Origin of the sequence: Coleofasciculus sp. (assembly GCF_046565525.1) — a bacterium.
Classification (GTDB): Bacteria; Cyanobacteriota; Cyanobacteriia; order Cyanobacteriales; family Coleofasciculaceae; genus Coleofasciculus.
In genome coordinates, this window is record NZ_JBKHUP010000162.1 from 1 (window position 1) to 12385 (window position 12385).

The following is a 12385-nucleotide window of genomic DNA, read 5'->3' on the forward strand; positions in this document are numbered from 1 at the left end:
CAAGTTTCTTTAGATGACATCAAAGGATGGTTTACTCATTGTTGCTACTGTACCTCACTAGACTGAGAAATGCTGTATGCAACTTGATGATTAGGATATAACAGCTTCAAAAAAACTGTATAGGGTTAATATCATGCTAACCAGGCTAAAAGTTTCTGGTTTTAAAAACCTTGTTAATGTAGATGTCCGCTTTGGTTCATTTACCTGTGTAGCGGGTGCAAATGGCGTAGGTAAATCTAACTTGTTTGATGCGATCAGGTTTCTGTCAGCTTTGGCTGATATTCCTCTAATTGAAGCCGCTTTATCTGTTCGAGATGAGGGAGGTAGGACAGGAGATGTCCGTAGTCTGTTTCATCGGATTGGCAATGACTATGCTCCACAGATGTCATTTGAAGCTGAGATGATTGTGCCAGGTGAAGGCGTTGATGATTTAGGACAAACTGCCAAAGCTAGCATTACCTTTCTTCGCTACTCTATAGAGTTAGCTTATCGACAAGATGATAGTCTCCGCTCATTAGGATCACTGGAACTGCTTAAAGAAGAGTTAGTTCATATTAATCTTGGTGATGCCTCTAAACATTTGCTATTTAATCACAAGGCGAAAACTTGGCGCAAGTCTGCTGTGAAAGGACAGCGCCGAGTCCCTTATTTTATTTCTACAGAAGGTGAGGGGACAAATCGAGTGATTAAACTTCATCAAGACGGCGGAACCAGCGGTAGAGCCTTAGCTCGCTCAGCCGTTAATCTCCCTCGAACTGTACTGTCTGTGACCAATGCAGCCGAAAGCCCAACAGCACTACTGGCACGTCGAGAAATGCAATCTTGGCAGTTACTACAGCTAGAACCTTCTTCTTTACGACAACCCGACGAATTTACTGCGCCGACAAAATTAGGAACAGATGGCTCTCACTTAGCTTCAAACCTCTATCACCTAGCACGGCTGAGAAAAAATTTCCGCAAATCTGATCAGGAAGCCGAAGCGCAGGTTTATGCTCAAGTGGCAGGTCGTTTAGCACAATTATTAGATGATGTTGATGCCGTGACAATAGAGCGGGATGATCGTCGCGAACTGCTCACATTAATGGTTACAACTAGAGATGGTACAACCCATCCGGCGCGATCGCTCTCAGATGGAACAATGCGCTTTTTGGCGTTAGCGGTACTGGAATTAGACCCAGAAGCTCAAGGTTTATTGTGCTTAGAGGAACCTGAAAATGGTATTCATCCAGAGCGTATCCCGAAGATCCTCGAACTCCTACAAGACATCGCTACGGATGTTGAAGAACCTGTTGATCAGGACAATCCCCTACGCCAAGTAATCATCAATACCCACTCGCCAGCCGTTGTACAGCAAGTCCCAGAAGATAGTCTTTTGGTTGCTGAGTTGAAGGAAGAAAAAACACCGTCAGGACAATGGTTTAAAGGGGTACGTTTTAGTTGTTTACCGAATACTTGGCGACACCAGAAAGTGGCGGAAACCGAAACAATCAGCACCGTTCCTTTAGGTAAACTTCTCGCGTACTTAAATCCAGTTCCTCCAGAACAACCAGAGCTAAATGGTAATGGACAAGTGGCAACCGACTCATCTTTAAAACCTACCCCGTCTAAAAAACGCAGAGTTTTGGATAGAGAAGACATTCAACCTCTAATTTTAGGCTTCCCCAAAGAATTTGTATGAAGGAACTGCGATACACATTACTATCTGATGGAAGTTCCGACAAAGCACTACTACCTATCCTGACTTGGTTATTGCGATTACACGGAGTTGAATGTGCTATCCAGTCCCAGTGGGCTGATTTTCGACGCTTGCCCCAACAACCACAGGATCACTCACAGAAAATTAAATTGAGTTTTAATCTTTACCCTTGCGACCTTTTATTTGTACACAGGGATGCCGAAAAAGAACCTCGTGAGAAACGAGTTTCTGAAATTCAAAAATCCGTTGAGGGTATCAGGGAATCAGGTTCTGTGCCGATTATCTGTGTTGTACCTGTGCGGATGACAGAAGCTTGGTTATTATTTGATGAAGCTGCCATACGCAAGGCGGCAGAAAATCCCAGAGGAAAGCAACCTTTAAATTTGCCAAACCTCTCTAAATGTGAGGAGTTACCTGATCCAAAACAAGATCTTTGTCAACTTCTGCGTCAAGCAAGTGGGTTGACGGGTCGGCGACTAAAGAAATTTCGCGCCAGAGAGCGAGAGAAGATTCAACGAATTGCTGAACTTATCGATGACTTTTCGCCACTGCGGAGTCTGTCTGCCTTTCAAATACTAGAAGCAGACATAAAACAGATGCTCCAAAGACAGAGTTGGTGAGTAAATTATAACTTAACTCCAGTTCTCGTAATTTCCTCTAAAAGAGAGGAAGTTAAAAAAATATAAAATTTTTGCTCAAAGTTCATTCTTTAATGAAAAATTAAAATCGTATTTCAAATAAAGTCTACTCATTGACTCAAACTCTAAGATGTATCGAAATTAGCAAACAGCTTACCCAGTTTTGGGTTAGCACTCATTGGTAACGTTCCTCATGCAATTGTTGGACTAAGTGGAGGCACTAGCTGTGCAATCTGAAACTGTGAGAGTCAGGCGTGTATCCGGCGCTTTTGCCCTGATTGATAGTTTAAAGCGCCATGGTGTGAAGCACATTTTCGGCTATCCGGGTGGTGCGAATCTACCGATTTACGATGAAATCTACCAAGCGGAAGCCACAGGCGAACTCCAACATATTCTCGTGCGACATGAACAAGGTGCTGCCCATGCGGCTGACGGGTATGCCCGGGCGACGGGTAAAGTTGGCGTCTGTTTGGCAACCTCAGGACCTGGAGCCACGAATTTGGTCACGGGTTTAGCCACGGCGATCCTGGACTCTGTGCCGATGGTTGCCATTACGGGACAGGTGCCCCGTGGGGCAATCGGTACGGATGGATTCCAGGAAATTGATATTTTCGGCATTACGCTGCCAATTGTCAAGCATTCCTATTTGGTCAATGATGCTCGTGATATTCCTCGGATTGTGGCGGAAGCGTTTCACATCGCCAGTACGGGTAGACCTGGACCTGTGTTGATTGATATTCCTAAAGATGTGGGAATTGAACTATTTGATTACGTTCCCGTTGAACCAGGTACCATAAAGCTACCTGGATACCGTCCCACGGTGAAAGGGAATTCTAACCAAATTAACAAGGCACTGGATTTGATCGGGGCGGCGAAGAAACCGTTACTCTATGTGGGCGGCGGTGCGATCGCGGCGGGTGCCCATGGGGAACTTCTGGAACTAGCGGAGCATTTCCAGATTCCGGTGACAACCACTCTGATGGGCAAGGGAGCCTTTGATGAGTCCCATCCCCTGGCTTTGGGTATGCTAGGGATGCACGGCACCGCTTATGCGAATTTTGCGGTGAGTGAATGTGATTTGTTAATTGCCTTGGGCGCCCGCTTTGATGACCGGGTGGCGAGTTTGCCGAAACAGTTTGCCGTCGATGCGAAGGTGATTCACATCGATATTGATCCGGCGGAAGTGGGGAAAAACCGGAACACTGATGTACCCATTGTTGGTGACGTGCGCCAAGTGTTAATTGACCTGTTGCGACGCTCTCAGGAACTGGGGAATGGCATTGATCTCAACCAAACCCAACCCTGGCGCGATCGCCTTCAACAGTGGCAGAATGAGTATCCCTTAGATCAGCCCCATCCCCAGGAGAATCTCTCGCCCCAAGAAGTGATTGTGGAAGTTGCCCGTCAATCCCCCCAAGCTTACTACACCACCGACGTCGGTCAACACCAAATGTGGGCGGCTCAATTCCTGAAAAATAAGCCCCGTCACTGGATTTCCAGTGGCGGTTTGGGCACAATGGGGTTTGGCTTGCCTGCGGCTGTGGGTGTAAAAGTTGCTCTACCCTCCGAACCGGTGATTTGTATCAGCGGCGATGGTAGCTTTCAGATGAATATGCAGGAACTGGGTACAATTGCCCAGTACAGCATTGGTGTAAAGATTGTCATCCTCAACAATGGTTGGCTGGGAATGGTGCGCCAATGGCAGCATTTGTTCTATGACGATCGCTATGAAGCGACAAATCTGGAAGTCGGCACCCCAGAGTTTGTTAATCTGGCTCAGGTGTATGGGATCAAGGCAATTAAGGTGACACAGCGTCACGCTTTACCCGATGCGATCGCCCAAATGCTTGCCCATGACGGTCCAGTGCTTGTAGACGTGCGTGTTACCCGCAATGAAGACTGTTATCCCATGGTTGCTCCCGGTCATACCAATAGCGACATGATGGGTTTGCCTTCTCCCAACCCAGGGCAGATTTCACCCAGTATGGTGACTTGTTCCAACTGTGGAACAGAAAATCCAGTGACTCATAAATGCTGTTGTGAATGTGGCACTAAACTACTCGATATGCCATCGACGGTTGCTGTGAGCTAATTGGCGACGAGCGCCAGGTAGGGAAGGTGAGTGTAATGGGGTTATCTTAATCATTTTGGCTCTGTAGAGAGGGGTTCAATTGTTCCCTTCCCTACACCCTACAGCTCACACCCTGCCTACACATCAAGTAGCTTACCCGCCCCTTCAGGGTGGGATGAGGAATGAAAATTCCCCTTCTGGAACTTTATCTTCTTGATCTTCGTGAGCAAAGGCAATGACAGATACACCATTAAACGACCTTAATTTATCTGTCTTAAGTGGGATGTTAAATCAACGGCAACGGATAAAGAATCGTCCTCAGAGCAGACTGATTTTCAACAACCCTAACCTAAAGCGATAGCTAGGTTAGGGATTGCCAGAGACAAGGCTGGTGACGTAAGAGTTGAATAGCACCATTTAGCCACCAACTGATAAACACTTCCGGATACTTCCCCAGTTCGGATTACCTGTAAGTCTACTTGTCATAGGCGCTTTAAGAGAGGACATTTTGTTGGTGGTGGTCGATGGGACTAATTACTCACACGAGAGGTTTATACCCATGATTCGTGTACCAGTTTTATCACCAGATGGTAAGCCATTAATGCCAGCCAAAGCCAGCCGCGTTCGGCGATGGTTAAAGTCAGGTAAAGCCAAAGTTGTACACAATGACTTAGGCATTTTTCAAGTCCAATTAACCGAGGAACCATCGGGCAGAGAAACCCAAAACATCGTAGCCGGAATCGATCCCGGTAAACTGTTCACGGGGATTGCTGTCCAGTCGAGGCAAGCCACCTTATTTCTGGCGCACCTAAAGTTGGTGTTTAAGACCGTGACCAAACGGATGAGCCAACGGGCAATGATGCGGCGGGGACGGCGAGGGCGACGGATTAACCGGAAGCTACCCTTTAACCAGCGCAACCACCGCGAATGCAGGTTCGACAATCGCAAAGGTCACAAGATACCCCCCAGTATCCGAGCTAATAAGCAGTTAGCACTAAGGGTGATTCAGGAGTTGGGGAAAATTTACCCATTCACCGATGTAGTGGTGGAGGTGATTAAAGCCAGAGGGGACAAAGGGTTTAGTCCCGCGATGGTCGGTCAGTATTGGCAGATTGAACAGTTAGAGACTAACGGCTATACCGTTCACACCCAAGAGGGATGGTACACCTCAACCCTAAGACAGTACCTTGGTTTACCCAAGTCAAAGAATAAAGCTGAGTCCTCACCCGCCGCCCATGCCGTTGATGGGATTTGCCTCGCCGCGTCCCGGTTTATGCGGTATCGCCAAATTAAAGGCAGAAGTGGCACCTTCTTAGGTGAGATTGCGGTAACACCATGCCAGTTCGCGGTAATCAGCCGTCCCCCAATTTGTCGCCGTCAGTTACACCTAATGATGCCCAGCAAGGGAGGAAAACGGCGAGACTATGGCGGTACAGTTACCCGCCACGGGTTTAGGAAGGGTGATTATGTCAAGGCGATTAAAGCTGGAGTGACCCACTACGGTTACGTTTCTGGCGATACTAAAACCCAAGTTTCGGTTAGTGACGCTAGCTGGAAGCGAATAGGGAGGTTTACCGCTTCCAAAGTCCAATTGTTGCAACGAAATACCGGACTGGTATCAACAGTTGGATTGTCAAACCTCACCACGTTGAGTGGCGCAGTTTGACCTCTATCCCCCTCCGACCTACTTCGTTGAGGTCGGAGTCCCACGAGATAAAACGATGGCAAAATGTGAGAAGGGTTATAAAACTAAAGCTTCTGAGTTCTGATGTCATAAACTTTATTTTTTCTTAACACAGCTTAGCAAAAAGTAACTGTCTGAAACTTTCATCAGGGATTAAACTAAGAATAGCAAAAACTACAGATTTTTTTTGGGATCAAGATAAACAGGCTTCCTTTGAAGGCGCTAACCTACTATTTGCATCATAACAAAACTGATATCAACATAAGAACAATGTGCATTACAGGCTCACTCACTGACTTTTCATTACCCGAAATTTTTCGGCTCCTTGGTAAAGGGCATCACACGGGTTTGCTGACTGTGAATACTGATGCTCCTACCGCTGTCACCCCTAATGGTGTTTGCTATATCTGGGTCTATCGCGGTCGAATTGTGGCTGTTGATTCTCAGTTAGAGTATCCAGGATTAATTAAGTTAATTGCTAAACGCCAATGGATGGATAGAAGTCAGTTGGCTCAGTTGAGGGAGTCAGTTCCCCAGGATCAACCTTTGGGTTCCTACCTGCAAAAACAAGGGTTGTTAACCATGGAACAAGTCAAATGGCTGTTCCAAGCCCAAGTCTTACGACCAACCTGTACCTTGTTTCAACTCAAAGCGGGTCATTTTAAGTTCAACCATGAAGTCAAACTGCCAATGTCGGGAATGACGGGTTTGAGTTTGAGTACTCTAGCGGCGAACTTACTAGGATTACGTGCCTTGGGTAACTGGAATGCCCTAGGTGATAAATTACCCGATGCCAATGGGGGGTTGCTCAGTATTACAGGATACCCTCGTTATCCTCTAAACGCCTTAGAATCTCAAGTCTGGGAGTATACCAGTGGTACTGTTTCCCTGAGAGAAATTGCCAAACAACTTAGACTTTCTGTAAAAACTGTGCAGCAGATTGCCTTTCGATTAATGACAGTCGGTTTGGTTGAAGAAGTCCCCTTAGTGATTCATACCCCTTGCCCTCAATCTGTGGACGCGATCGCGACGCCGCTACATCCAGAAGCGACAGATCAGCCAGTCAGCCACTCGTTTTTGCACAACTTAATGGGTTTCTTAGCGGATAAGTCCAAGCATCTGCCGTTACGGGCGGCTTAGTTAGGGTAAATGATATATCATATTACGACAGGTTCTAATAAACGAATTGTTCCTCGCTCCGCATCAATTTCTACCATGCCACCGATAGGTACGGTAAATTTATCCTGGATATGACCGATCATCGAACCATACCAGGCAGGAACCCCCAAGGGTTTGATATGGTCAGATAATACTTGCCGCAAAGTCAGCGATGGTTCATTAGCGTCGCCTGCGGGACAGTTTATACATTGTGCAAAAATAAATCCAGCCAATTGATCCAGAATTCCAGCGAGTTTGAGCTGGGTTAACAAACGATCAATCCGGTAAACCTCTTCTCGTATATCTTCCACAAACAAAATAGTGTGCTCCCAGTCGGGTAAATAATCTGACCCCACCAGCGCCGCAATCAGAGATAAATTTCCCCCCACCAGACGCCCCCTTGCCTTACCTCTGGTAATAGTTTCCACAGGAGTACTCAGTAGATTTTGCAGCGTCATTGCTTCCCCATCAAACAAGATGCGTTGCAGATGTTGGATTGAGAACCAATTCCAGGTTGATGTTCCTAGGGGTCCATGGAATGTGATCAGGTTGCTGTGAGCATAAATCGCTAACAGCAGCGAAGTCACATCGCTATAGCCGATAATGATTTTTGGATTTTGGCGGATTAGCTGATAGTCCAACAGGGGTAAAATTCGATTACAACCCCATCCGCCTGCCATTGCTAGCACAGCTTGGACAGAGGAATCGGCAAACATCGCATTCACATCAGCAGCACGCTCAGCATCTTGACCAGCGAGGTAGCCGTACTGGTTGAAAATATGTGTCCCAAGTTTTGTGTTTAAACCCAGTTGTGATAAAACGGGGGTAAATTCATCAACGGTCTTTTGGTCAACCAGACGGGCTGGACTAATCAATCCTATGGTATCGCCCGGATGCAGACGTCGCGGTTTGATCAGGGGTAAGGGGTTTGCCGTTGCCGGTAATTGGGTTGCCAACAGCGTCAGTCCTAAAAGTTTAAGCAAGGCACGGCGATTACCTGAAAAGGGTTGGCTCAATGTTCAGTCCCGGAAAACTACAATAGAAAAACCGAAAAACGACTTGGAGTACCAAGCTCTTAAAAAGAGCTAGAATTGACATACTTGAATCATCTCGCTAAAACCAAGCAATAATAATAGAGATATTGCATCTGCCAGATTTTGGTCAACTCACCGACGCTCTAGCATCAAACTCCCGAACAGGGATTGATGGTTGGTTTGTGTCATCACTGCGCTATCGGTACAGAGACGATGATTTTTTGTATCCGATTAACCACAGACATTTGATCTGACGGTGCTGAACCTGACTCGTTGAAGAGCATCTGCCTTTCAAATTCACGATAGCTAGTCAAAAACTCCAGCAATTCAGCCATTACACCCAGAGACATGGTAATTGCTTCAGGCTATGGTAGGGAAAGATACTCTCTCTCTCGATGTGGAGGTGATCCATCAATCCCAAGGAACATGCCTCAGGTTAATGGCATCCATGCTACAGCTATCCTCAACAGACGTATACAGACTCGATTGATGAAATTGACACGTTGAAGTCATGGGATTTTAGGAACTAGGAGGATCTACCCGTTCCGTCAGATGCTAGAACAGATAAGCAAGGGTGGTAATCGCGTGAGAGCACTGGCGCAGTTTTGCCAGCTAGAGGCTGAGTATCAACGGGTCGCATCAATTTTACAGACCCAAAGACGGCAATATCAGCATTCTTAAGGATGAAATTAGTTTCTTTGCCCGAAGAACCGCCAACCATTTTGGTGGTTGATGATGACCAGTTTATACGAGAGCTTTTACGCCGAGTCATGGAAAAAGAAGGCTATAAAGTTGTCGAAGCAACCAACGGCGAACAGGGTTTGGACGTCTATCAGCGTCTCAAACCCCATCTAGTTATGCTAGACGCCCTGATGCCGGTCATGGATGGTTTTACCTGTTGCAAACACTTACAAAAACTCTCAGACGAAGACGAGACATCACCCGATAGCGAACATTTGGAGGCTCAAGGATTACAGGGAGTTTCCCAAACGCCTGTGTTAATGATTACCAATCTCGATGATCCAGAATCCGTTGACCGTGCCTTTGCCGTGGGTGCTACTGACTATATCACCAAACCGATTCACTTAGCCGTCTTGCGTCAACGAGTGCGGCGTTTAATTCAACAATTTCAGCTTTATCAACAACTCGAACAAGCCAATCGAGAGTTACAACGTTTAGCGACTTTAGATGGACTGACGGGTGTAGCCAATCGACGGCGGTTTGATCAATACCTTGATGATGAATGGTGGCGCATGATTCGAGAAGAGTCATCCTTATCTCTGATTCTGTGTGATATTGATTTTTTCAAAAAATATAATGATACCTACGGTCATCAAGCCGGTGATGCCTGTTTGCGAAGGGTGGCTGATGCTTTGCGTTTTTGTGCTAAACGTTCTGTGGATTTAGTTGCTCGTTATGGCGGTGAAGAGTTTGCTATTGTTTTACCCAATACCACCACGATTGGTGCTTCTCTAGTGGCTGAAGAATTACGCAGCTTGGTTTATAGTTTAAAGATTACCCATGCGGCTTCAGCCGTCAGTGAATATGTCACACTCAGTTTGGGTGTTGCTAGTCTGTATCCGGAGCCTGATACTCCACCAGCTACGCTAGTTGCTGAAGCGGATTTGGCTTTGTATCAAGCGAAAGCCTCTGGGCGTAATCGATATGTGGCGAAAGTTTGAACTAAATTTAGGGATGGGTGGCATAGTGTTGCTGAAATATCGTAGCATTGCCGATATTCTGTACATGCGTCAATCCCCAAAGCAGATAATCCCTAAGAACCATCATGACCACTGCTGTCAACACAACACCCCGATTAGCTTCACGCTTGGTGAATGGATTCCTTTCCATTAAGCCCTTAGCCAATTTAGCCAAGCAGCAAGCTCGTAAGATGATTGTGAAACGAGCTGAAAAAATTGGCGTACCTTGGACGAAACAGGTTAATGAGTTGCGAACTCTAGACTGGGATAGTTATCTTGATCAAGTCCAAAACCCCCAGTTAACCTACCCTGATTATTATTTGCGTCCCTTCCATGCTTATGACAAGGGAAATCTTCAGTGGGATGCTGCGTTTGAACAAGAAGTTGCGGCTTATGCTGTTCATGCCAATCTCTACCCTGAAGATAGACTCCAAGGAGACGCTAAGCTGCGACAGAGTTACCATGAGTTGGTGCAAAAGCAAGTCGCCATTGAGCCACAAGATATTGTGGATCTAGGGTGTGGTGTCGGGATGAGTACCTTTAGCTTACAAAGGATTTATCCCCAGGCAAAAATTACGGGTGTAGACTTATCGCCTTACTTTCTCGCCGTCGCCGCCTACAATTCCCAGCAGCATCATCGAGAAATTAACTGGAAACATGGGGCGGCTGAAGCGACAGGTTTACCTGATACTTCATTCGATTTAGTCTCTATTTTCTTGGTATTCCACGAATTGCCTCAAATGGCGGCAAAGGCAATCCTGCGGGAGGCACGGCGGTTATTACGTCCTGGTGGCTATCTTACCCTGATGGATATGAATCCTCAGTCTCAGGTGTATGGGACGATGCCAGCTTATGTTTTTACCTTATTCAAAAGCACTGAGCCTTACTTTGACGAATATTTTACCTTGGATATCGAGCAAGCGATCGCGGAAGCCGGATTCCAGCATCCGACAATCATACCGAATACTCCCCGCCATCGGACGATCATTGCCCAAGTCGAGGAGGTGATTGGGGATTAGGAATTGGGGAAGAGGGAAAGAGGGAACCCAATGCTGGGATCGTCTTAGCAAAACTTAACATAAACCAATACTTGACATTCTTTCGAGGAGATCCCCGTCTCTGATAGACTCTTAGACTGGGGACAGTAAATAACACCAGGGAAAAACTAAGCAGTTGAGAGGAAAAGCTTCGTGCTAGAAACTACGCTAGGACTAGAAATTATTGAAGTTGTCGAACAGGCAGCCCTTGCTTCTGCCAAATGGATGGGCAAAGGTGATAAGAACACTGCTGACCATGTGGCAGTAGAAGCCATGCGGGAGCGGATGAACAACATTCACATGCGGGGTCGCATCGTGATTGGAGAAGGGGAGCGAGATGAAGCCCCGATGCTCTATATCGGTGAACAAGTAGGCATCTGTAACCAGCCGGATGCTAAGAACTTCTGTAACCCCGATGAACTCATTGAAGTTGATATTGCCGTTGACCCTTGTGAAGGGACGAACTTGGTGGCTTATGGGCAACCGGGTTCAATGGCGGTGCTAGCTATTTCTGAGAAAGGGGGGCTGTTTGCTGCACCTGACTTTTACATGAAAAAGCTAGCTGCGCCTCCGGCGGCTAAAAATCATGTCGATATCAATAAATCAGCAACGGAAAACCTGCAAATTCTCTCGGAGTGCCTAGATCGCTCAATTGAGGAACTTGTGGTTGTCGTGATGAAACGCGATCGCCACAAGGGACTGATTGAGGAAATCCGCTCGGCTGGCGCCAGAGTTCGGCTGATTAGTGACGGAGATGTCTCTGCGGCGCTCTCTTGTGCCTTTTCGGGGACAAATATCCATGCTCTGATGGGCATTGGTGCAGCACCCGAAGGCGTTATATCCGCCGCCGCGATGCGCTGTTTGGGAGGACATTTCCAAGGTCAGTTAATCTATGACCCAGAGGTTGTACAGACGGGTTTGATTGGTGAAAGCAAAGAGGGTAACCTGGATCGGCTCAAAGAAATGGGCATTAACGAGCCCGATAAGGTCTACAATACTCATGAGCTAGCCTCGGGTGAAACTGTGCTATTTGCCGCTTGTGGTATTACGCCTGGAACCTTGATGGAAGGGGTACGACTCTTCCACGGGGGAGCGCGGACTCAAAGCCTGGTAATTTCCACCCAGTCGAAGACGGCTCGATTTGTGGATACTGTCCATCTGTTTGATCAGCCGAAGACCCTGCAACTGCGATAAATACTGTAAATTTATCCATTGTTTGTTGCAGGATTTCTCCGCCTCGAATTCTAGTCATCGAGAGGAGAGAAAAGCGTTAAAGCCAGAGTATTAGCAGTAAGCAACCCCGGTCTAAAGACACGGAGCTTCAGCTAATTAGCTGAGGTTATGCTTACCAGCCTAAGTGTCACGCG

At 46.8% G+C, this 12385-nt stretch carries 10 protein-coding genes; 8 read left to right on the top strand and 2 right to left on the bottom strand.

Annotation, left to right across the window (positions count from 1 at the left end; translation table 11 throughout):
• The first annotated feature begins 133 nt into the window (after positions 1 to 133).
• From ACLGGO_RS33130 to ACLGGO_RS33150, 5 genes are all read left to right on the top strand, one after another.
• Complete coding sequence (locus ACLGGO_RS33130) at positions 134 to 1678, top strand: AAA family ATPase (RefSeq protein ID WP_446422506.1); 1545 nt, start codon at positions 134 to 136, stop codon at positions 1676 to 1678.
• Positions 1675 to 2316 carry a hypothetical protein gene (locus tag ACLGGO_RS33135; protein ID WP_446422507.1) on the top strand — a complete coding sequence of 214 codons (642 nt, stop codon included), beginning with the start codon at positions 1675 to 1677 and terminating at the stop codon, positions 2314 to 2316. The genes ACLGGO_RS33130 and ACLGGO_RS33135 overlap by 4 nt, the downstream gene beginning before the upstream one ends.
• Positions 2317 to 2560: 244 nt before the next feature.
• On the top strand, positions 2561 to 4426 hold the full coding sequence (gene ilvB, locus ACLGGO_RS33140; RefSeq protein WP_446422508.1) for a biosynthetic-type acetolactate synthase large subunit: 1866 nt from the start codon (positions 2561 to 2563) through the stop codon (positions 4424 to 4426).
• Positions 4427 to 4964: 538 nt separating this feature from the next.
• The gene (locus ACLGGO_RS33145) at positions 4965 to 6071 is read left to right on the top strand and encodes an RRXRR domain-containing protein (protein ID WP_446422509.1); all 1107 of its coding nucleotides are present in this window, start codon (positions 4965 to 4967) and stop codon (positions 6069 to 6071) included.
• A gap of 288 nt (positions 6072 to 6359) precedes the next feature.
• Entirely contained in the window at positions 6360 to 7229 is an 870-nt protein-coding gene (locus tag ACLGGO_RS33150) for a DUF4388 domain-containing protein (RefSeq protein WP_446336716.1), read from the top strand.
• A 17-nt stretch (positions 7230 to 7246) separates the two neighbouring features.
• On the opposite strand, the gene ACLGGO_RS33155 is transcribed toward ACLGGO_RS33150, so the two are convergent.
• Together ACLGGO_RS33155 and ACLGGO_RS33160 are read right to left on the bottom strand one after the other, a co-directional pair.
• Positions 7247 to 8263: a S66 peptidase family protein gene (locus ACLGGO_RS33155; RefSeq protein ID WP_446422510.1), complete on the bottom strand. Its 1017-nt coding sequence runs from the start codon at positions 8261 to 8263 to the stop codon at positions 7247 to 7249.
• 206 nt (positions 8264 to 8469) lie between these two features.
• The gene (locus tag ACLGGO_RS33160; RefSeq protein WP_446336718.1) at positions 8470 to 8631 is read right to left on the bottom strand and encodes a hypothetical protein; all 162 of its coding nucleotides are present in this window, start codon (positions 8629 to 8631) and stop codon (positions 8470 to 8472) included.
• 333 nt (positions 8632 to 8964) lie between these two features.
• Between ACLGGO_RS33160 and ACLGGO_RS33165 the strand changes: the two genes are divergently transcribed.
• The 3 genes from ACLGGO_RS33165 to glpX all read left to right on the top strand — a co-directional run bounded on the left by ACLGGO_RS33165 (position 8965) and on the right by glpX (position 12212).
• On the top strand, positions 8965 to 9963 hold the full coding sequence (locus ACLGGO_RS33165; RefSeq protein ID WP_446336719.1) for a diguanylate cyclase domain-containing protein: 999 nt from the start codon (positions 8965 to 8967) through the stop codon (positions 9961 to 9963).
• Positions 9964 to 10067: 104 nt separating this feature from the next.
• Entirely contained in the window at positions 10068 to 11000 is a 933-nt protein-coding gene (locus tag ACLGGO_RS33170; RefSeq protein ID WP_446336720.1) for a class I SAM-dependent methyltransferase, read from the top strand.
• A gap of 171 nt (positions 11001 to 11171) precedes the next feature.
• The gene (gene glpX, locus ACLGGO_RS33175) at positions 11172 to 12212 is read left to right on the top strand and encodes a class II fructose-bisphosphatase (RefSeq protein ID WP_446336721.1); all 1041 of its coding nucleotides are present in this window, start codon (positions 11172 to 11174) and stop codon (positions 12210 to 12212) included.
• The last annotated feature ends 173 nt before the right edge of the window (positions 12213 to 12385 follow it).